At 62.6% G+C, this 21,885-nt stretch carries 17 protein-coding genes and 1 pseudogene; 7 read left to right on the top strand and 11 right to left on the bottom strand.

Annotation, left to right across the window (positions count from 1 at the left end; all coding sequences use genetic code 11):
• The 3 genes from Q8K05_RS08120 to Q8K05_RS08130 form a co-directional block, all read left to right on the top strand.
• The coding region (locus Q8K05_RS08120) for a thiamine pyrophosphate-dependent enzyme (RefSeq protein WP_305246113.1) at positions 1–690 on the top strand (690 nt) is incomplete at its 5' end.
• Between the two features lie 31 nt (positions 691–721).
• Entirely contained in the window at positions 722–1,501 is a 780-nt protein-coding gene (hyi, locus tag Q8K05_RS08125; RefSeq protein ID WP_305246115.1) for a hydroxypyruvate isomerase, read from the top strand.
• Between the two features lie 27 nt (positions 1,502–1,528).
• The gene (locus Q8K05_RS08130; RefSeq protein ID WP_305246117.1) at positions 1,529–2,431 is read left to right on the top strand and encodes a 2-hydroxy-3-oxopropionate reductase; all 903 of its coding nucleotides are present in this window, start codon (positions 1,529–1,531) and stop codon (positions 2,429–2,431) included.
• Between the two features lie 83 nt (positions 2,432–2,514).
• Here Q8K05_RS08130 and Q8K05_RS08135 read toward each other — a convergent pair whose 3' ends face one another.
• Positions 2,515–3,021: a DUF1854 domain-containing protein gene (locus Q8K05_RS08135; protein WP_305246145.1), complete on the bottom strand. Its 507-nt coding sequence runs from the start codon at positions 3,019–3,021 to the stop codon at positions 2,515–2,517.
• An 8-nt stretch (positions 3,022–3,029) separates the two neighbouring features.
• Complete coding sequence (locus Q8K05_RS08140; RefSeq protein WP_305246120.1) at positions 3,030–5,408, bottom strand: ABC transporter ATP-binding protein; 2,379 nt, start codon at positions 5,406–5,408, stop codon at positions 3,030–3,032.
• Positions 5,409–5,766: 358 nt separating this feature from the next.
• Here Q8K05_RS08140 and cphA (Q8K05_RS08145) point away from each other — a divergent pair, with 358 nt between their 5' ends.
• The 4 genes from cphA (Q8K05_RS08145) to Q8K05_RS08160 all read left to right on the top strand — a co-directional run bounded on the left by cphA (Q8K05_RS08145) (position 5,767) and on the right by Q8K05_RS08160 (position 12,237).
• Positions 5,767–8,019, top strand: a complete 2,253-nt coding sequence (gene cphA / locus Q8K05_RS08145; protein ID WP_305246123.1) for a cyanophycin synthetase — start codon at positions 5,767–5,769, stop codon at positions 8,017–8,019.
• Positions 8,019–10,625, top strand: coding sequence for a cyanophycin synthetase (gene cphA, locus Q8K05_RS08150; RefSeq protein WP_305246125.1), 2,607 nt, complete (start codon positions 8,019–8,021; stop codon positions 10,623–10,625). Before cphA (Q8K05_RS08145) ends, cphA (Q8K05_RS08150) begins: the two co-directional genes overlap by 1 nt.
• 122 nt (positions 10,626–10,747) lie before the next feature.
• On the top strand, positions 10,748–11,578 hold the full coding sequence (locus Q8K05_RS08155; RefSeq protein ID WP_305246127.1) for an urease accessory protein UreD: 831 nt from the start codon (positions 10,748–10,750) through the stop codon (positions 11,576–11,578).
• Positions 11,579–11,751: 173 nt separating this feature from the next.
• Positions 11,752–12,237 (top strand): hypothetical protein, encoded by a 486-nt coding sequence (locus Q8K05_RS08160; protein WP_305246129.1) that lies wholly within the window; start codon positions 11,752–11,754, stop codon positions 12,235–12,237.
• Positions 12,238–12,604: 367 nt separating this feature from the next.
• Here the strand turns inward: Q8K05_RS08160 and Q8K05_RS08165 are convergent, their stop codons facing one another.
• From Q8K05_RS08165 to Q8K05_RS08205, 9 genes and pseudogenes are all read right to left on the bottom strand, one after another.
• Entirely contained in the window at positions 12,605–15,235 is a 2,631-nt protein-coding gene (locus Q8K05_RS08165) for a CHASE domain-containing protein (protein WP_305246131.1), read from the bottom strand.
• A gap of 204 nt (positions 15,236–15,439) precedes the next feature.
• Positions 15,440–15,832: pseudogene (locus Q8K05_RS08170) on the bottom strand (ATP-binding cassette domain-containing protein); the annotation flags it as partial.
• A gap of 3 nt (positions 15,833–15,835) precedes the next feature.
• Entirely contained in the window at positions 15,836–16,186 is a 351-nt protein-coding gene (locus Q8K05_RS08175) for a zinc ribbon domain-containing protein (RefSeq protein WP_305246133.1), read from the bottom strand.
• A 3-nt stretch (positions 16,187–16,189) separates the two neighbouring features.
• A complete protein-coding gene (gene fmdA, locus Q8K05_RS08180) occupies positions 16,190–17,419 on the bottom strand; it encodes a formamidase (RefSeq protein WP_305246135.1) in 1,230 nt (409 codons plus the stop codon).
• A gap of 58 nt (positions 17,420–17,477) precedes the next feature.
• Positions 17,478–18,167, bottom strand: a complete 690-nt coding sequence (gene urtE, locus Q8K05_RS08185; RefSeq protein ID WP_305246136.1) for an urea ABC transporter ATP-binding subunit UrtE — start codon at positions 18,165–18,167, stop codon at positions 17,478–17,480.
• 46 nt (positions 18,168–18,213) lie between these two features.
• Entirely contained in the window at positions 18,214–18,957 is a 744-nt protein-coding gene (gene urtD, locus Q8K05_RS08190) for an urea ABC transporter ATP-binding protein UrtD (protein ID WP_305246138.1), read from the bottom strand.
• Positions 18,958–18,993: 36 nt separating this feature from the next.
• The gene (gene urtC, locus Q8K05_RS08195) at positions 18,994–20,178 is read right to left on the bottom strand and encodes an urea ABC transporter permease subunit UrtC (RefSeq protein WP_305246140.1); all 1,185 of its coding nucleotides are present in this window, start codon (positions 20,176–20,178) and stop codon (positions 18,994–18,996) included.
• A 38-nt stretch (positions 20,179–20,216) separates the two neighbouring features.
• The gene (urtB, locus tag Q8K05_RS08200) at positions 20,217–21,131 is read right to left on the bottom strand and encodes an urea ABC transporter permease subunit UrtB (RefSeq protein WP_305246142.1); all 915 of its coding nucleotides are present in this window, start codon (positions 21,129–21,131) and stop codon (positions 20,217–20,219) included.
• Between the two features lie 81 nt (positions 21,132–21,212).
• Positions 21,213–21,885 (bottom strand): transporter substrate-binding protein (locus Q8K05_RS08205; protein ID WP_305246143.1); only part of this gene is annotated, 673 nt, incomplete at its 5' end.

Here is a 21,885-nt window from a genome sequence, read left to right on the forward strand (position 1 = left end):
ATCAAACCGCAGCGTGTGTACGAAGAAATGAACGCCGCCTTTGGCCGCGACACGGTGTATGTGTCCACCATCGGCCTGAGCCAGATTGCGGGCGCGCAGTTTCTGCATGTGTACGGCCCACGCCAGTGGATCAACTGCGGCCAGGCCGGCCCCCTGGGCTGGACAATTCCTGCCGCGCTCGGCGTCGTTGCCGCAGACCCGACGCGTACCGTCGTGGGCCTGTCGGGCGACTACGACTTTCAGTTCCTGATCGAGGAACTGGCCGTGGGCGCGCAGTTTCGCCTGCCTTATGTGCAGGTGCTGGTAAACAATAGCTACCTGGGCCTGATTCGCCAGAGCCAGCGCGGCTTCGACATGGACTACTGCGTGCAGCTGGCCTTCGACAACCAGAACATTCCGGAAAGCGACGGCGACCTGCGCAGCTTCGGCGTCGATCACCAGGCCGTCGTGAAGGGGCTGGGCTGCAAGTCGTTGCGGGTGACCAACCCCGAAATGATCAAAACAGCCCTGATTGAGGCGCAGGCCATGGCGCGCAAGTACAGAGTACCTGTGGTCGTGGAAGTGATCCTGGAGAAAATAACCAACATCGCGATGGGCACCGAGATCGACAAGATCAACGAGTTCGAAGACATCGACTGCCGCCATCCGGAGGGGCTGAAGGGGCTGGAACTGGCTGGCTTGCTCGAGTAATCACATAGCCATATCAACAAAGGAGATAACCATGCCCCGCTTCGCCGCCAACCTCACCATGCTGTTCACCGAGGTTCCATTTCTCGACCGCTTCGAGCGCGCCGCCAAGGCGGGCTTCAAGGCGGTGGAATTCCTCTTCCCCTATGCCTACAACGCCAAAGAGATCAAACAACGGCTCGACGACAACGGGCTGAGCCTGGTCCTGCACAATCTGCCTGCGGGCGACTGGGAACGCGGCGAGCGCGGCATTGCCTGCCATCCGGACCGTGTGGACGAGTTCCGCGCCGGTGTGGGCCATGGCATCGACTACGCCCAGACGCTCGGCGTCGGGCAACTCAACTGTCTGGCCGGCAAAGCACCGGACGGTGTGTCCGAGGCCGTGCTGCTCCAGACCTTCGTCAGCAACCTGCGCTTCGCCGCCGCCGCGTTGAAGAGGGCAGGACTGAAGCTGCTGATCGAGCCGATCAACACCTTTGACATTCCGGGTTTCTACCTCAACCGCACCACGCAGGCAGTGGCCATCCTGGAGGAGGTCGGAGCCGACAACGCTTTCGTGCAGTACGACATTTACCACGCGCAACGCATGGAAGGCGAGCTGGCCGCAACCCTGCAGAAGTACCTGCCACGCATCGGCCACATCCAACTGGCGGACAACCCCGGGCGCAATGAGCCGGGCACAGGCGAGATCAACTACCCCTTCCTGTTTGCGCACCTCGACCGCATCGGCTACGAAGGCTGGATAGGCTGCGAGTACAAGCCCCGCACGACCACCGAGGACGGACTCGGCTGGCGCCAGCGCCTCACGCAGTGATCTCCCGGCATCCACAAGAAAAATCCTATGAAATCACATCCTCTCCAAATCGGCTTCGTCGGTCTCGGCATCATGGGCGCGCCAATGGCCCACCATCTGATCAGCGCCGGGCACCAGCTGTTTGTCTTCACCCGTGGCAAGATTCCCGAAGCGATCGCCACCAGCTCCGCCACGCAGTGCACCCACGCACGCGGCGTGGCTGAGCGCGCCGACATCATCTTTACGATGGTGCCTGATACCCCGGATGTCGAAGCGGTGCTGTTCGGCCAGGCCGGTATCGCCGCGGGGCTGACCAGGAATAAAACGGTAGTGGACATGAGTTCGATCGATCCGCTCGCTACCAGGAAATTCGCGCGGAAGATCAATGCGCTCGGCTGCGACTACCTCGATGCGCCGGTGTCCGGCGGCGAAGTGGGTGCCAAGGCCGCCAGCCTGACCATCATGGTCGGTGGCGAGCAAGCGGCGTTCGACCGTGTCAAGCCGCTGTTTGACCTGATGGGCAAGAACATCACACTGATAGGCGGCAACGGTGACGGGCAGATTTGCAAAGTAGCCAATCAAATTATCGTGGCACTCAACATTGCCGCCGTGGGCGAGGCCCTGGTCTTTGCCTCCAAAGCCGGTGCCGACCCGGCCAGGGTACGCGAGGCCTTGATGGGGGGATTCGCCTCTTCGCGCATCCTCGAAGTACATGGCGAGCGCATGATCAAGCGCGCGTTTGCGCCGGGATTTCGCATAGGCTTGCACCAGAAAGACCTGAACCTGGCGCTGCAAGGTGCGCGCGCGCTGGGCGTGGCGCTACCGCAGACCGCGAATGTGGCCCAGCTTATGCAGTCTTGCGTGGCCCTCGGCTACGGGGAGGCCGATCACTCGGCGCTGGTCCGTGCGATAGAGTCAATGGCACAACACCAAGTGGCACCTGACGCCTGAATCTGCCTGAACGCCGTGCCGGGATCATGCCGCGAAACCGAGCAATACACCTCACCTTGAGCGTCCGCTTGGCGGCCGCGTTGTCAAAGAAAGCGCTCCAGCAGCTTGCGTGACGCGCGGTCGAGCGCGCTCATGTCAGGCACGCTGTACTGCACGCCCTCGCCGCCCGCAATCATCAAGGCGGTGCGCCCCAGGCGGCGTATGTCTTCTTCACCCTTGAGCACAAACGTGGTGTCGCCCCGGTCGGTTTCCACCGCCCAGATGCTGGGCGTGGCAAAGGTCGACACGCTTTTTAGCCGAAGAATTTGAGGCACGAAATCACGCAGCGCCAACTCATCCTGCAGCAGGGTGCGCTCGGCGGGGGGCAAGTCCTGCAGCAGCGCGATCCAGGCCACTTCGCGGCCCTCGGTGCTGACCAGCGAAATGCCTTCATCCGGCGCGGCGATGGGAAAAGCCCGCACCGGCACCACGCCCGCATGCTGCTCGCCCTGGGCGCCTGTAAACAGCAACTGCCCGGAAGCCTGGCGCTCCAGCTTGAAGCCGGGGCAAGAAACCGGATCGGATTCGATAGGGGGAGTCGTCATCTGCATCGCTTCACTCATGGGGTACCTGCCTGTTGGGCCGCGTGCTGGGCCACGTGGGCCAGCTGCGCGGTGGCCACGGCAATATGGCCGGCCTCAATATCGTTGTCAGCGCCGTCACTGTCCACTTGCCGGGCCTGGGCCTGGTACAGCCGCCAGTAAGCGCCCTGCTTGGCCATCAGCTCATCATGCGGCCCCACTTCGACCACCTGCCCGCGGTCCATCACCACGAGCCGGTCGGCCTTGCGCAAGGTGGACAGGCGGTGGGCAATGGCGATGGTGGTGCGGCCCTGCACCAGGTTGTCGAGCGCATGCTGGATCTCTTTTTCGGTTTCGGTGTCCACTGACGATGTGGCTTCGTCCAGGATCAAAATGCGCGGGTCGATCAGCAAGGCGCGCGCAATCGAGATGCGCTGGCGCTCCCCGCCCGACAGGCCCTGGCCCCGCTCACCCACCAGCGAGTCATACCCTTGGGGCAGGCGCAGGATGAACTCATGCGCATGGGCGGCGCGCGCCGCCGCCACAATCTCGGCCCGGGTGGCGCCGGACTTGCCGTAAGCGATGTTTTCTGCAATCGTGCCAAAAAACAAAAAGGGCTCCTGCAGCACCAGACCGATGTTGCGCCGGTAGTCGGCCACCGCGAAACGCCGGATATCGGTGCCGTCCACATGAATGGCGCCGTCGCTCACATCGTAAAAACGGCACAGCAGGTTGACCAGCGTGCTTTTTCCCGAGCCGCTGTGGCCGACCAGGCCAATCATTTCGCCGGGCTGAATCTGCAGGTCCAGACCCCGAATGACGGAACGGTTGCCGTAGCGAAACCCCAGACCCTTCATTTCGATGCGACCGGCAAGCGCGCCGATTTTGACCGGATGGGCCGGCTCGGGCACATTGGACACATGGTCCAGGATGTCAAAAATACGCTTGGCGCCCGCCGCTGCTTTTTGCGTCACCGACACAATGCGGCTCATGGAATCGAGCCGGCCATAAAAGCGGCCAATATAGGCAATAAAGGCCGTCAGCACACCGACGGTTATTTCCTGCCGTGACACCAGCCAGATGCCAAATGCCCACACCACCAGCAGGCCGACTTCCGTCAGCAGGGACACCGTGGGCGTGAACAGCGACCAGGTCTTGTTGAGCTTGTCGTTGGCCGCCAGGTTGTGCTGGTTGACCTCGCGAAAACGCTGTGCCTCGCGCTTTTCCTGGGCAAAGGCCTTGACCACGCGGATGCCGGGAATCGTGTCGGCCAGCACATTGGTCACATCCGACCAGACGCGGTCGATTTTTTCAAAGCCGGTGCGCAGCCGGTCACGCACCACATGAATCATCCAGCCAATGAAAGGCAGCGGCAAAAAGGTCACCAGTGCCAGCCACGGGTTGACCGAAAACAAAATGACGGCGGTCATCACGATCATCAGCACATCGGTGGCAAAGTCCAGCGCGTGCAAGGACAGAAACACGCAAATCCGGTCGGTTTCCGAGCCAATCCGCGACATCAGATCGCCGGTGCGCTTGCCGCCAAAATAATCGAGTGACAGCTCCAGCAGGTGGTCAAACGTGGCGGTCCGCAGGTCGGCGCCTATGCGTTCGGACACCAGCGCCAGCACGTAGGTGCGGGCCCAGTTCAGCCCCCAGCCCAGCACCGCAGCCCCCAGCAGGCTGCCCAGAATCAGCCCGACTTTCCCGGATTCGATCTGCTGACCGTTCTGAAAGGGAATCAGAATGTCGTCCATCAGCGGAATGGTCAGGTAAGGTGGCACCAGCGTGGCCGCCGTGGAAGCCAGTGTCAGCAAAAAACCGGCCAGCAACTGGTAGCGGTAAGGATGGGCAAAACGCCACAGCCGCAGCAGCACCCAGGTCGAGGGCGGCGTGTGCAGCGCGCGGGCGCAAGCCGGGCATTCCTCGCTGTCCGGGGGCAGCGGCAAATCGCACTCCGGGCACAGCGCGGCCTCGTCGGTCAGCCCGGATGCCGGGATGGCCGCGCCAGCCGGGCCCCGGGCTTGCTGCTGCACAAACAGGCGAATCAGGCGCAAGGCCTGCACGTTGCCCTTGAGGGTGAAGCGCCAGCTGGCGAGCCGCTGGGGTGCGCCAGTTGGCGCGGCCACCAGCTCGAGCGTTCCCACGCCGGCATGGTCAAAATGGCGAAGTTCCAGGTCTTGCCCCGAGGCGCCCGCGTCATCCCGGGTAACCCAGCTGCTCCAGCGGCCATCGGGGTCACGCGCCAGCAGGCGGCGATCCGTCAGGACCAGCAGGCCCTGGGCAAAACGAAGTTGCGCGTCCAAGTCAACCGCCAGGGTACACAAAACGTTCTCATGGGCTGAAAGTTGAGAACGGAGCCCTGCCAGTGCAGGGTCGGAGTGGCGGGAGTCGTCCAACGGGTGCTTATGTTGCATGGTGTGCTTATGAATTCCTGGGATCCGGTACTTGGCGCGGCTTGGCAGCAGCTGGCAGGTCCGGCTTGTGGACCGACTCAGGCAGCGCGCGGCGGCCCTAAATATCGATTTTCGCCGAAGCCGGCCACCTATCCGCTTTTGTTTACGCTTTTCCAATTTTTAAAACGGCGCAAGCGGCACAATTCAAGTTTGGAAAACTTGTCGCCTCTTCGTGTGACTCCTGTGAATTAAAAACCAAAAAAAACCGGCCGAGCCTTCCCTAAAAACCCGTTACCGGCATTGCCTGACACCCGCATCTCCGGCCCAGCATCGAAACGTTTCACCGGCCACACCGGTTGACCCGAAAATTTTGCAAAACATGAGCAAACAGGACGACATCAAGCTACTGCGCATCAATTACCTGCGCGGTCCCAACATCTGGACCTATCGGCCCGTACTGGAGGTATGGCTGGACCTGGGAAGTCTGGAAGACTTTCCCAGCCACCTGCTGCCCGGCTTCAACGACCGGCTGCTTGCGCTGCTGCCGGCCCTGGGCGAACACCACTGCGGCGTGGGCGAGCGCGGCGGTTTTCTGCAACGCCTGCAAGAAGGCACCTGGGCCGGCCATGTGCTGGAACATGTGGTGATTGAGCTGCTGAACCTGGCCGACATGCCCACGGGCTTTGGCCAGACACGCAGCACCTCCCAACGCGGCGTGTACCGCATGGTGTTCAGGGCGCGGGACGAGCAGGTGGCCCGCAGCGCCTTGGCGCAAGGCCACCGGCTGCTGATGGCGGCCATCAACCCGGACCCCCGTCACCCGTATGGCCCGGCCGACGTTCTGCTCGCCGTCGAAACCATCCGCACCCGGGTGGATGACTGCTACCTGGGGCCCAGCACGGCTTCCATTGTGGTCGCCGCCACCGCCCGGGGCATTCCCCACATCCGCCTGAACGAAGGCAACCTGGTGCAACTGGGCCATGGCGCCAGTCAGCGCCGCATCTGGACCGCAGAAACCGACCTGACCAGCGCCATTGCAGAGGGCATTGCCCACGACAAGGACCTGACCAAAAGCCTGCTGGCCACCTGTGGTGTGCCGGTGCCTGAAGGCCAGATCGTCCACAGCGCGCACGAAGCCTGGACCGCTGCCCAGGACATCGGCCTGCCGGTGGTCGTCAAGCCCACTGACGGCAACCACGGCCGCGGCGTGTCGCTGGACCTGAAAACGCAAACGGACGTGGAAGCCGCTTTTGACGTGGCCAAAGTGCACGGCAGCGAGGTGATGGTCGAGCGCTATGTGCGTGGCCATGAACACCGCCTGCTGGTGGTGGGCGGACGCGTGGTGGCCGCCGCGCGCGGAGAAGCCGCCTGGGTCACCGGCGACGGCCACTCGACCGTGGCGCAACTGGTGGATGCGCAGCTCAATACCGACCCCCGACGCGGTTTGGGCGAGGACTTTCCGCTGGGCCAGATCAACACGGTCACAGACGGCGCCATTGTGCTCGACCTGCAGCGCCAGGGCTTGAGCCCCGAGGCCGTGCCTGCTGCAGGCCGCGAGGTCCTTATACAGCGCAACGGCAATGTCGCCATCGACTGCACCGACGACGTCCATCCCGAGGTGGCCCACATCGTCTCGCTGGCCGCACGGGTGGTGGGTCTGGACGTTGCGGGCGTGGATGTGGTGGCGCAGGACATCTCGCGCCCGCTCGGACCTCAGGGTGGCGCGATTGTGGAAGTCAACGCAGGCCCGGGTCTGCTGATGCACCTCAAGCCAGCCGAAGGCACGCCGCGCCCGGTGGGCCGCGCCATCTGCGAGCACATGTTTCCGCTGCCCACTGAAACTACAGACCACAGCCCGCACAGCCTGAGCGGCCGCATTCCCGTCATCGGCATTGCCGGCTCCGTGGGCACCGCGTGCGTTGCGCGCCTGGTGGCCTGGCTGCTGCACTTGTCCGGCCGTTACACCGGCCTGGCCTGCCGCGACGGCCTGTTTCTGGACCAGCGCCATGTGGATGCCAGCGACTGCACGCACTGGGAAGCAGGCCATCGCCTGCTGATCAACCGGGCCGTGCAGGCGGCGGTGTTTGAGAACGGCGCCGACACCATCTTGCGCAGCGGCCTGGCGTACGACCGCTGCCAGGTCGGTGTGGTCACCGATCTGGGTGGCGCGTCCGGCCTGGCGGAATTCGACATCACCGAAGACGACCAGATGTTCAAAGTCATGCGCTCGCAAGTGGACGTGGTGCTGCCCGGCGGCGCGGCGGTGCTCAATGCCACGCATGCACGCGTGGCGGACATGAGCGCGCTGTGTGATGGTGAAGTCATTTTCTACAGCGCCGACCCCGGTGCGGCGGCCATGGCCGCACACCGCAGCAAAAACGGCCGTGCGCTGTTTGTGCGCCAGGACCAGGTGGTGCTGGCCACCGGCAGCACCGAAGCTTTTTTGCCCGCCCTGGGAAAGCTGGCGCCCTGGCGCAAACGCCACGCGCACCGAAAAATGTCCGAAGAAACGCTGCTGGCCGCCGTGGGCGCCGCCTGGGCGCTGGCGATCCCTCTCGACCTGATCGGTGCGGGGATAGAAGCTTTTGAAGCCTTTGAGTTCACTGAAAAACCTGCCGGGAGGGCAGATTGATGGAAGTTTCCCGTATCCGGGCCCTGCGCGGGCCCAACCTCTGGAGCCGTCACACGGCACTCGAAGCCATCGTGATCTGCACCGCGACTGAATGCGCGGCAAGCGGCCTGCCCGATTTCGAGCTGCGCCTGCGTGGGCTGTTTCCCGGCATGGCGGCGCTACGCCAAAGCGGCCACGCCGGTCCGTTGTCCCTGGCCCATGTACTGGAAGCCGCTGCGCTTGAATTGCAGGCGGCCTCAGGTTGCCCCGTGACCTTCAGCCACACCGCCGCCACCGTCGATCCAGGCACCTACCAGGTCGTGGTCGAGTACAGCGAAGAGGCCGTGGGCCGGCTGGCGCTTGAACTGGCGCAGGCGCTGATTCACGCCGCCCTGCACAACACGGCGTTTGACCTCAACGCGGCCATTGCCCGGCTGCGAGAGCTTGATGAAGACGAGCGTCTGGGACCCAGCACCGCCGCGATTGTCGATGCGGCCGTGGCGCGCGGTATTCCGTACCGGCGCCTTACCAAGGGCAGCATGGTGCAGTTCGGCTGGGGCGCACGCCAGCGGCGCATCCAGGCCGCCGAACTCGACAGCACCAGTGCAGTGGCCGAGGCCATTGCACAGGACAAAGACCTGACCAAAAAGCTGCTGCGCGCAGCGGGCGTGCCGGTGCCGCTGGGTCGGCCGGTCAACGATATCGACGACGCCTGGGCTGCAGCCCTGGAGATTGGCCTGCCCGTGGTGGTCAAGCCGCAGGACGGCAACCAGGGCAAAGGCGTCACGGTCAACATCGTCAGCCGTGAACACCTTGAAATCGCTTACCGTGCAGCGGCCGAACATGGCGAGGTCATGGTTGAAAGCTTTTTACCCGGCAGCGACTTTCGCCTGCTGGTGGTGGGCGACAAGCTGGTCGCGGCTTCGCGGCGCGAGCCGCCGCAGGTGGTGGGCGACGGCCTGCACACCGTGCGCGAACTGGTTGACATCGTCAACCAGGACCCCCGGCGCGGCGAAGGCCATGCCACCTCGCTGACCAAAATCCACTTTGACGAGATCGCCGTGGCACGGCTGGACGTACAAGGGCTCACGCCCGAATCGATTCCGGCCAAAGGCCTGCGCGTCGTGCTGCGCAACAACGCCAACCTGAGCACCGGCGGCACCGCCACCGATGTGACCGACGATGTGCACCCGGCCGTGGCGGCCCGCGCTGTGGCCGCTGCGCAAATGGTGGGCCTGCACATCTGCGGCGTCGACGTGGTCTGCGAAAGCATGCTGCGGCCGCTCGAAGCGCAGAGCGGCGGTGTGGTGGAAGTCAATGCCGCGCCCGGCTTGCGCATGCATATTTCGCCCTCCTACGGCAAGGGCCGTGCGGTGGGGGTGGCCATGATCGACGAGTTGTTCGCGACCGGCGACAACGGCCGCGTACCGGTAGTGGCCGTGACCGGTACCAACGGAAAAACCACCACGACGCGCCTGATTGCCCATCTGCTGGCAGCGCACGGCCTGCGCACCGGCATGACCAACACCGACGGCGTCTACATCAATGGCCGGCAAACTGACAGCGGCGACTGCAGCGGACCCAAGAGCGCCCGCAACGTGCTGATGCATCCCGACGTGGATGCGGCCGTGTTTGAGGTGGCGCGCGGTGGCGTGCTGCGCGAAGGCCTGGGTTTTGACCGTTGCGAAGTTGCGGTGGTGACAAACATAGGCACCGGCGATCACCTCGGACTGAACTACATCTCCACGGTCGAAGGCCTGGCGGTGCTCAAGCGCGTGATAGTGCAAAACGTGTCAATCACCGGCCATGCCGTTCTCAACGCCGCCGACCCCATTGTTGCGAAGATGGCCGCCAGCTGCCCCGGCAAGGTGATCTTTTTTGCGGCCGACCGCCACCACCCGCTCATGGCCACGCACCGTGCGCAAGGCAAGCGGGTCGTGTATATCGACGGCCCGATGCTGGTCGCTGCCGAAGGCGCCTGGGTGGAGCGCATTGCGCTGCAGGGTATTCCAGTCACGCGGGGCGGCAGCATCGCCTTTCAGGTGGAAAACGTCATGGCCGCCGTGGCGGCCGCCTGGGCCGTGGGTGTCAACTGGGACGCGCTTAAAGGCGGACTGGCCAGCTTTGTCACCGACGCCCACAACGCACCGGGCCGCTTCAACGTGATGGACTACAACGGCGCCACCGTGATTGCCGACTATGGCCACAACTCCGACGCCATGCGCGCCCTGGTGGCGGCCGTCAATGCCATACCCGCCACACCCATGCAGCGCCGCAGCGTGGTGATCAGCGGTGCCGGGGACCGGCGCGACAGCGACATCCGTGACCAGACTGTCATTCTTGGGGCGGCGTTTGACGACGTCATTCTTTACCAGGATGCGGCTCAGCGCGGCCGGGCCGACGGCGAGGTGATGGCGCTGCTGCGCGAAGGGCTGGAAGGACCCCACCAGGCCAGCCGGACCCGGCACATCGATGAAATACGCGGTGAGTTTCTGGCGATTGACACGGCGCTGGCCCGTCTGCAGCCCGGCGACCTGTGCCTGATTCTGGTTGACCAGGTGCAGGAAGCGCTCGACCATCTCGCGGCGTGCGTCAAGCAAGCCAGAGAAAAATCGGCCGCCGCCTGAAAAGGCACGTCACAGCAGCCCTGAATTCATAGCCAATAGCGCCTCCAGCCCATGCAGATGCTCCTCTAACAGCTATTATATTCATAGCATTTCAGGTACATGGCCCACGTTAAACTCGGGCCATGACCTGGAACGCAACGCTAGAGATCGACTACACAAGGCACGCCGACAAGACCCTGGCCCACTTTCGCCACAGCGGGCCCTTGCGCATTTTGCAAAGCCTGTACCCGGAAGGCGAGGCCATTTGCCACAACGTCATCGTGCATCCACCCGGCGGGCTGGTGGGCGGCGACACGCTGGATCTGAAATTCACCGTGGGTGCAGGTGCCCACAGCCTGGTGACCACGCCCGGTGCCACGCGCTTTTACCGCTCCCAGGGCAAGCCCGCGCTGCAGCGCGCCCACATTGCGCTGGACGCTGGCGCACGCATGGAGTGGCTGCCGCTCGAAACCATTGCCTACAGCGGCTGCCTGGCTGAAAACCGCCTGACCCTGCAGCTTGCGCCCGGTGCCGAGCTGCTGGGTTGGGACATCACCGCCTTCGGCCTGCCCGCCGCCCGCCAGCCCTTTGAACAAGGCCACTTCAGCCAGCACATCGAGGTGCCCGGCGTGTGGCTGGAACGTGCGTGCATCGCAGCCACGGACACCCTGCTGCTGAACGGCCCGCTGGGCATGGCCGGGCATCGCTGCATCGCATCGCTGTTTTTTGTGGCGGGCAGCAAGCTGGAGCGCAAGCGCCGGGAACAAGCCCTGGACGCCGCGCGTCAAGTCATTGAAGCGCATGCCCTGTGTGCCACAGCCGGGGCCACCAGCCCCGATGGGCAGATCGTGGTGGTCCGGGTGTTGTCGCCCATGGTGGCGCCGGCCATGGACCTGCTTAAACAAGTCTGGAAAACCTGGCGCGGTCATTTCTGGAACCAGGCGGCGCCCAGCCCGCGCATCTGGTCGGCTTGAAGCGGACCCTGTGCGCTTTTGCTTCACCACGCAACAGGGACTGCGGGCTGCCGGGAGCCGCTGTCCTACAGCGATACCCGCCGCTCGGCCCACCGGCGCGGGGGCGTTGACCTTCAGTCCATGTGCTCAAGCCTTCCTAGACTCAAGGGACCGTTGAAAAACAGGAGATTGACATGATTGCACACGCCACCCCGGAAAAAATCGCGCTACTGCGCAAGAGCATGGCTTACTTTGGTCTGGTTTCCCTGCTGGCCGTCAGCGCTGCCACGGCTCAAGTCGCTTCAGGCACGACAGGCATTGATGCCTCGGGCAACACCCAGCGCGAAAAAGCCGCCTGCCACAACGGCATGACCCAGCAAGATTTCGTGACCTGCATGCGCGAAGCCAACAACGCGGCAGCCGCCAAGCGCAGCGGCAAGCTCGACAATGCCGGCGGACAATTCGAGGCGAATGCGCTCAAGCGCTGCGACGTGCTGCGCGGCGACGACCAGATTGCCTGCGAGGCCCGCATCATGGGCTACGGCAGCACCAGCGGCAGCGTGGCGGGCGGCGGCGTGGTGCGCCAGGTCGAAACCGTGGTGTTACCGCCCAACGGGGGGAAAGTCACGATCGACCCCAAAGCGTCACCTGACATCGTTTTGGTTCCAGCAGCGAAATAAACGTTTCGCGGCGGCTTCAATGAAGGCGTGCGCAACCTGCTGCATGCAGACAAGCCAAACAGGCCACCCCACTGAATGCGGGGGGCCTGTTTTTTATGGCGCGCAGTCAAGGGCCGGACACCCGGCCCATCCCTCAAGTCTTCAGTCTTTCAGCTCAGCCGGTACCTTGCCGCCATTGGCCGCCAGCTTTTGCGAAAGATATTGCCGAGGATGCTCATGATCAGTCCCATCAAGGAAGTGTAAAAGTCATCATGGTAGTTTCTGTATCGTTGCGGGCCCGGCAGAAACAGGCGCGTCGCCTTGCAGGAAAACGGACGTTTTTTACACCAGAAAAATCAGGCCCTACAGCGCTGTGCCGCGCAGACCCTCAGCCTGCCGCCGCGCGCGGACCCGACGGAATCGTGAAGAAAAATGTAGCGCCCTGCCCCACCGTCCCTTCGGCCCAGATGCGACCGGCGTGACGGGAAATGATGCGCTGCGATGTCGCCAGTCCTATCCCGGTTCCGGCGAACTCCCCCGGCGAGTGCAGGCGCTGAAACGTACCGAACAGCTTGTCCACGTAAGCCATGTCAAAACCGGCGCCATTGTCCTGAACGAAGTAAGTCGTGATCGCCTGGCTGCCCGGCAATTTGCCGACCCATATCTCTGGCGCCACGGCATTGGCCGTGAATTTCCAGGCATTGCCCAGCAAGTTCTCCATCACCTGGCGCAGCAGTGTGGGATCGCCCTGGGCGATCAGATCCGGTTGGATGTGAACGATCACGGCTCGCCCGGTATCCCTTTCCTGCCAATTCTCCAGCACCCGTGCGGCCATCGCGGTGAGGTCAACGGTATCGGTTTTCAGGCTGGTTCGGGACACATGCGCCAGCGACAGCAGGCCATCGGTAAGTTCCCCCATCTGCTTCACGCCTGCACGTATGCGGCGCAAGTAGTGCGCGGCGCTGTCTGCGGCACCGCCGCTGACAGCTTTTTCCAGCAGATGGCTAAAGCCGTCAATGGCGTTCAGGGGTGAACGCAAATCATGCGCGACCGAGTACGAGAAGGCTTCAAGCTCTTTGTTGGCAGCCTCCAGCTGTGCCGTGCGGCGTTTCACCCGGTCCTCCAGCTCGGTGTTCAGGTCCCGGATCTGGGCCTCGGCCAGTTTGCGTTTTGTCACGTCGCGCAAAAAAATGTTGGTGCAAGACGCGCCGCTCTGGCTCAGGTAGTTGGACAAGGACAGCTCGCACTCGAAGCGCGACCCGTCGCCCCGCACCATGGTCATCTCGCCTCTGGCCTCGCCTGCCATCAAGGCCTGCGCCATGAAGATATGAAAGCGCGAGTCCTCAGGGTCCGCCAATCCGGCATGACCACGCTGGCGGATCTCATCCTGGGTCAACCCAAAAAGCCGGCGGGCCGCCGGATTGGCATACAGCACGGCGCCGTCCGGCTGCGCCTGCAAAATGCCGTGGAGGCTGCTTTCAAACAGGTGGCGAAAATTTTCCTCACTGGTGCGCAGTGCCAATTGGGTGGCCTGCTTGTCGGAAATATCCATGTGGGTTCCCGACATCAGGTCGGGCTTGCCCTCGGACGTCCAGGTCGACACTTTCCCGCGCTCAAGGATCCATATCCAACGCCCATCGCTGTGGCGTATCCGGTGCTCGCATTCAAAAAACCGGCTTTCCCCCGAGAAGTGCCGTTTCAAGGCGGCTGCTGCAGCCAGCCTGTCATCGGGATGAATCCGTTTGCGCCAGGTGCTGATGTTCAGGGGCCCCAGCACCTGAAGGTCATGGCCCATCATGGCCGCCCATCGCTCGTCCAGTTGAAGCTCGCCGGTCTGTACATGCCAGACCCAAGTGCCCACGTTGGTTCCTTCAACGATGTTCAGCAGGCGCTGGCGCTCGTGCGCCAGGTCAGCGGTCATCCGATGCGCCAGTGCCAGGGCGCGTGCCCGGCCACTGCCCAGCAGCCAGACACTGAACGCCAGCAGGCTGCTGAGCAAAATGCCCGTCACCGCCAGCAGCATGGGCGTCGACCGGGCCTGCTGTGCTTCAAACACGGGCGTCGTTCCCATGCGCAGCGTCAGGGGCCGACCTCCGACAAGGATGACGCGCGAGGCCTGAAACATCGGCGTTGCAGAAGCCGAACGCGGGGCCGCGCTTTCACTCAAAGTCAATGACTCCTTGAGATCAAACAACAAATTTCCGGGCGTTGCACCGCCCCCCTCCGGGCCGTCGTACAGCGCAAAACTGATCTGCCCCTGCGCCGACGCGGCAACCCCCGACATAATTTCATCGACCACCACAGGGGCCATCAACACACCCGTCTGGGCGGCCTGACGCTGCTGCACGGTCTCGGGGTGGGAGCCATGCCGATAAATCGGCAACAAAAACATGAAAGCAGTTCGTTGACGGGCATCCTGGACCAGGTAAATTCGCCCGCTCAGCGTCGCCTCCCCTGTTGTGATGGCGCGTTCTATCGCCTGCTTTCGGACGGGATCCGAAGCAAGATTCAGCCCCAGCGCCGCCTGGTTAGGCTCGGCAGGCTCAATGAATTTGACAACGTACAGGTCCGCTTCATTGCCTTGCGTTTTCACAGCGAAGTCCGGACTGCCATCGCGCCGTTGTGCCGCGACAAAACCATCCACATCGCCTTTTTTCACGCGCTCCACAAAGCCAAAGCCCCCTATTCCCGGGTATTCATGCGCAATTTTGCTGGACTCCACATACGCGCGAAACTCGGCGCGCTCCACGGAGACGCTGGCCGCATAAACGCCTGCGGCGCCCTTCAAACCGGAAAATGGCCGATTGAGGTCGTGCCTGACGTCCGCTTCGATACGTTCAACCTGCTGATCAAAGCGGGTCCTGGCCTTGGCCTCAAGGTTTTGTTGCAACCAGCGCAAACCGGTCATCGTAGCGCCCAGTCCGATGGTCAGCACCATCGCCGTGGCCAGCCGGGTCAAGCGCACATTGCTATCGGAACTGCTTTCGCGGGCCGAGGGATATTGGAAGAGAGCTTTCATCGAGCGGAGCGCGTTGAACCGCCCTGTGGAAATAGCCCAATAGTATGCCCCAGCAACCAAGCTTTTTGAGTGGCGCCGCGCAGGCCACAGCGCGGTTTCTGGTGCCGATTGAGCGTCGGCGGCAAGGCATGTGGGCAGATTTTTAATCCCCAGGCATCAAACCGGGCAGAGGCGACAGCCCCCGTTTTTTGGCGCGACCCACACTCAGATCGCGACCAGTTGCCTTACGCCATCGGCCTGCATGTCTTTGCCCAGTCCGCGCGCAATGAACTCGCCGCGTTCCATGACCAGGTAGTCGTCGGCGAGGTCTTCCGCGAAGTCGTAATACTGCTCGACCAGCAAGATCGCCATGTCGCCGCGGTCGGCCAGCATGCGGATGACGCGGCCGATGTCCTTGATGATGCTGGGCTGAATCCCTTCCGTCGGCTCGTCCAGGATCAGCAGCCTGGGTTTGGCCGCCAGCGCGCGCGCAATCGCGAGCTGCTGCTGTTGCCCGCCCGACAGGTCGCCGCCCCGGCGATTCAGCATCTGCTTGAGTACCGGGAACAATTCATACAGTTCTGCCGGTATCGGGGTGCTGGCGCTTTTGTAGGCCAGACGTCAGTGACTGATCATCCAGGGCCTTTTAGTCGGAAATGCCTTGGCACCGTTAGGCGCTGTCACGGTCGTGGTGTTGCGCCGCCCCGAGGAACAACAGCCGCAACCCGACGGATGCCGCATCCTGCCGTAACTGCCGTCACTGGAGGAGCGCGGCTCGTGGCGTGCCCGCTCGTTGATGTCCATGGCCTTGCGTGTCTCGCCGGACAGGTGCTCCAGATGGGGTGCGCTCACCACCCGCCGGCGAGCGCCGGCTCCGCAGCCGGGACAGGCGCACGCCGCATCGCGCTCGGCAATGCGGCGCACGGCTTCAAATCCGCCGCAGGCCGCGCACTCATAGTCGTAGGTGGGCATAAGTCAGCGGTCCTGCGAAATCGGCATGTTGATGCTGCCGTCAAGGTGGATGATCGGTCCGGCAGCAGACGGGTTGATGTCGAACTGGAAGATCTCGGTCGGCAGCCACAGCGTGGCGCAGGCGTTGGGAATGTCCACGACGCCGCTGATATGGCCCTGGACCGGCGCCGTACCCAGAATCGAATAAGCCTGGGCGCGGCTGTAGCCGAACTTGGTCATGTACTCGATCGCGTTCAGGCAGGCCTGGCGGTAGGCGACGTTCACGTCCAGGTAATGCTGCTTGCCCTGCTCGTCCACCGAGATGCCTTCGAAGATCAGGTAGTCCTTGTAGTTGGGCGTGATGGTGCTGGGCTTGAAAATCGGGTTCTTGATGCCGTACTTCGCCATGCCGCCCTTGATGAGGCTGACGCGCATGTGCACCCAGCCCGCCATTTCAATCGCGCCGCAGAAAGTGATTTCGCCATCGCCCTGGCTGAAATGGAGGTCGCCCACGCTCAGGCCCGCGCCATCCACATACACCGGAAAGTAAACTTTGGAGCCGCGTGACAAATCCTTGATGTCGCAGTTGCCGCCGTGCTCGCGCGGCGGCACCGTGCGGGCGCCTTCAGCCGCCGCCTTGTCCCTGGCCGGACCCGTGAGCTTGCCCATGTGCGCGGTGGGTGCGAAAGGTGCATTGGCCAGCGGAGGAACACGGTTGGGCTCGGTGGCGATGAAGTCGATCTCGCGTTCATTCCACATGTCCAGCATCTTCTGGTCGGGCAGGCAACCGATCAGGCCCGGATGGATCAGGCCCGCGAACTCGACGCCGGGGATGTGACGGCTCTTGGTGAACATGCCGTTGAAATCCCAGATGGACTTTTGCGCCAGCGGAAAGTGGTCGGTCAGGAAGCCGCCGCCGTTTTGCTTGGAGAAAAATCCGTTGAAGCCCCACATGCTTTCTGGCCGGGCGCCAATGTCCAGCAGATCCACCACCAGCAGGTCGCCAGGCTCGGCGCCCTTCACGCCGACAGGGCCGGACAGGAAGTGGACGATGGACAGGTCGATGTCGCGAATGTCGTCGGCGCTGTCGTTGTTCTTGATGAAGCCGCCGGTCCAGTCGTAGGTTTCCAGGATGAAATCGTCACCGGGGTTGACCCAGCAGGTCATCGGCACATCGGGGTGCCAGCGGTTGTGGATATTTTCGTTGGCGTAGGGGGACTGGTTCAGGTCGACTTTGATCAGGGTTTCAGCCATGGTGCACCTCTTGAATAAAACAAACGGAAAACAAATAAAGGAACAAACGGAGGGGTCTTTAGACAGACAGGTATTGCTTGATGCGCGCCACGTCGGTATCGGCGCGCGCGGCCTCATGAACCAGGCGGCCGCCTTCGATCACGAAGAGGCGGTCGGCCACATCGAGCGCAAACGAGAGCACCTGCTCCGAGACCACGATGGTGATGTCGCGCATCTTGCGGATCTCGTTCAGCGCCTTGGCGATGTCCTTGATGATGGACGGCTGGATACCCTCGGTCGGCTCGTCCAGCAACAGTACTTTCGGGTTGGTGACCAGCGCACGCGCAATGGCGAGTTGCTGCTGCTGCCCGCCGGAAAGGTTGCCGCCCTTGCGCCGCTTCATGTCGAACAGCACCGGAAACAAGGCGTAGATTTCCTCGGGTATCTGCTTGTGCCTGGCGTTTTCCAGGCCGGTCTGGATGTTTTCTTCCACCGTCAGGGTGGGGAAAATCATCCGGCCCTGTGGCACATAGGCAATGCCTTTGGCAACGCGCCGGTAGCTTTCGTCTTTGGTGACGTCCTGGCCGCCCACTTCCACCTTGCCCGATTTGGTAGGCAGCACGCCCATCAGGCTTTTGAACAGCGTGGTCTTGCCCATGCCGTTGCGTCCCATGATGGCGATGGTTTCCTTGGCCCTCGCCTCGAATGAAATGCCGTGCAGCGCCTCGCTTTGGCCGTAGGCGACAAACAGATCCTTGACTGCCAACATGCTTGAGTCCTTTGCGTTCAATGGAGTAGGGGGTTAGTGACCCGGCTCAATGGCCGAGGTAAACGTCGATGACCCGGGGGTCGTTCTGGACCTTGTCCATGGAGCCTTCGGCCAGAATTTTTCCCTGGTGCATCACGGTGACCTTGTGGGCGATGCGCTTGACGAATTCCATGTCGTGCTCAATCACGATCAGCGAGCGGTTCTGCGCAATTCGCTGCAGCAGTTCAGCCGTCAGCTCCCGCTCACGCACGCTCATGCCGGCAATCGGCTCGTCCAGCATCAACAGCTCGGGGTCCTGCATCAGCAGCATGCCGATTTCAAGCCACTGCTTCTGCCCGTGCGACAGCAGGCCTGCCTCGGCGTTGAGCTGCCCGGCCAGGCCAATCTCTTCCACCACCTCCTGCACCCGCGACCGGACCGCGTCGTCGCACTTGAAGGCCAGTGCGCCGAACACGCTGCGGCCTTTGGGGAAAGACACTTCCAGGTTCTTGAAAACACTGAGGTTTTCATAGATCGATGGCGTCTGGAACTTGCGGCCTATGCCCGCACGCACGATGCGGTGCTCCTGCAGTCCGCTCATCTCCTGGTTCTTGAACTTGATGCTGCCACCGGAAGCCCGGGTCTTGCCGCAGATCAGGTCCAGCAAGGTGGTTTTTCCCGCGCCGTTGGGGCCAATGATCACGCGCAACTCGCCACGGTCCACATACAGCGTCAGCTTGTCGATGGCCTTGAAGCCGTCAAAGGACACGGTGAGGTCTTCCACCGCCAGAACGAAATCGGTATTGCTCATGAGAAAGTTTTCCTGTGCTTGGCGACTCTGGGCTGATCAGCCTTGTTGTTTACTAATGCCTGCGGGCAAGTCATCAGCTGCGATCACATTCGGGTAGGCGGCATGCGCGGCTGCCAGACGCCGGTCTTGCCGGGCCCGCTGAGCACGCCGTTTAGCCCACCAGGGTTTGACTTTTTCCTCGTACAGGCCGGCCAGGCCGTTCGGGAAAGCCATCACCACACCAATGAACAGGGCGGCCATCAGGAAGAGCCACAGGTCGGGTGCGGTTTCAGAAAAATAGGTCTTGCCCGCATTGACGAGCAAGGTGCCGTAGACCGCACCCACCAGGCTCATGCGCCCACCGACCGCAGCGTAAATCACCATTTCAATCGAAGGCACGATGCCGACGAAAGACGGCGACATGAAACCGACCTGGAGCGTGAACATGGCCCCGCCGATGGCGGACATGGCCGCCGCCAGGCAGAAGGTGAACACCTTGAACATCGACACGTCGTAGCCCGAGAACCGCACCCGGTCCTCCTTGTCGCGCATCGCCAGCAGCAGCGTTCCGAGCTTGCTGGTCTGGACCCAGCGGCACAGCAGGATGCAGCCGATCAGCAAGCCGCCATTGACGAAGTAAAGGATGAGCTTGGCGCTGTCGCTGCGCGTGTCCCAGCCGAGCATCGTCTTCAGGTCGGTCATGCCGTTGACGCCGCCCGTGTAACCCTGCTGTCCAATGATCAGCACCGTCACGATCAGCGCCACGGCCTGCGTGATGATGGCAAAGTAAACACCGCCCACACGCCGCTTGAACATCGCGTAACTGACGATGAAGGCCAGCAGCGTCGGCACGGCAATCACGAGAATCAGGGTCAGCGTCAGGCTCTGGAAAGGCTTCCACAGCAGCGGCAGCGCGGTGATCTGGTTCCAGTCCATGAAGTCTGGAATGCCCGGCGTGGACTGGATCTTGGTCGATACCGGATCGGACGCTTCGAGCTTGAGGAACATGGCCATGCAATAGCCGCCCAAGCCAAAGAAAACGCCCTGCCCCAGGCTGAGCGTGCCGCCCCAGCCCCACAGCATCACCAGGCCGATGGCGACAAAACCGTAGGTCAGGTACTTGCCAACCAGGTTCAGCCGGAAGCTGTCCAGCGCGAGCGGAAACACGACAAGAATCACAAGGGCCAGCAGCAGCACGCTGCCCAGGCTTGAGGTTTTTATCCAGTGCAATAAGTTCTTCATGGGGCGTCTCGGGTTGGATCGGTACGGGTTGGGACGGCTTAACGGCGCACCTTGGAGGCGAACAGGCCTTGCGGACGGATCATCAGGATCAGCACGATCAGGGACAGCGTCAGCACCTTGGCCATGGAGCCGGTCAGGAAGAACTCGGCAATGGACTGCGTCTGTGCGATGCCGAAGGCCGAAGCCACGGTGCCCAGCAGGCTGGCCGCGCCGCCGAAGGTCACGACCAGGAAGGCGTCCACGATGTAGAGCGACCCGGATGTCGGGCCGGTCGAGCCAATGGTGGTGAAAGCCGCACCGGCGATGCCGGCAATGCCACAGCCAATGGCGAAGGTCAGGCGGTCGGTCCGGCTGGTGTTGATGCCGATGGCATTGGCCATCATGCGGTTCGACACCGAGGCCCGAACCCGTAGCCCCCAGCGCGATTTGTAGAGCGCAAGCATCACGCAAACAGTCACCAGCAAGGTCAGGCCCATCACGAACATGCCGTTGATCGGGATGTCCAGGCCTTCCTGCGGAGACCACGACCCCAGCAGCCACTCGGGCAGCGCAGGGCTGACTTCCTTGGGACCAATGAAGGTGCGAAAGCATTGCTGCATGCCCAGGCTCAGGCCCCAGGTGGCCAGCAGCGTGTCCAGCGGTCGCTTGTACAGGTGCCGGATCAGCGCCCATTCGGCGAGCCAGCCGGCGGCAAAGGCCAGCGCGAAGGCGAGCAGGATCGCAAAGGGAAAGTAATAGGCGACGAAGCCGGGAAAGCGGGCTTCGACAAAAGTGGACACCATGTAGATGGTGTAGGCGCCAATGGTCATGAACTCGCCGTGCGCGAGGTTGATCACGCCCATTTGGCCGAAGATGATGGCCAGGCCCAGCCCCATCAAAAGCAGCACAGCAAACAGGCTCAGGCCGGCAAAGCCCTGCATCATGGTGATGTTGATGATTTCAGAAACGGTCATGGTGCGCTTTCCGCCGGAGTGAAACTTCTGGTGATTTAAAAGACCGCCCCTGGCGGAGCGGCCTTGCCTGCCAAACCCGGCTTATTGGTAGCCTTTTGGAAACGGATCAGGCTTGATCAGCTCGGCCGACTCGGCCACCACCTTGAAGCTGGCGTCGCGCTGACCCTGGCCGATGCGTGCCTTGCTCCACAAATGGTGGTTGGCGTCGAGCTTCACGTAGCCTTCGGGCGCCGTTTTCAGCTCGATGCCGGGCGAGGCGGCCACCACTTTGTCCACGTCAAAGCTGCCGGCTTTTTCAACCGCCGCTTTCCAGAGCCAGGGGCCCAGGTAACCGGCCTGCGTGACGTCGCCAATCACGGCGTCCTTGCCGTACTTGGACTTGAAGGCCGCAACGAACTTCTTGTTGTTCTCGTTGTCCAGCGACTGGAAGTACTTCATCGACGAGTAAAAGCCGGCAAAGTTCTCGCCGCCCACGCCGGTCATTTCGTCTTCGGTCACCGACAAGGTCAGCAGGAATTGCTTGTCGCCGGTGATGCCCGCGGCCTTGAGTTGCTTGTAGAAGGCCACGTTGGAGCCTCCCACCACGGCGCAGAAAATGCAGTCGGGCTTGGCCACCTTGATCTTGTTGATCAGCGAGTTGAAGTTGGTGTTGCCCAGCGGGTAATACTCTTCGCCGACGACCTTGCCCTTTTGGTAGGCCTCAATGTGCTTGCGCGCAATCTTCATCGACGTGCGCGGCCAGATGTAGTCCGAA

Origin of the sequence: Polaromonas sp., from assembly GCF_030682935.1 — a bacterium.
Lineage (GTDB): Bacteria > Pseudomonadota > Gammaproteobacteria > Burkholderiales > Burkholderiaceae_C > Polaromonas.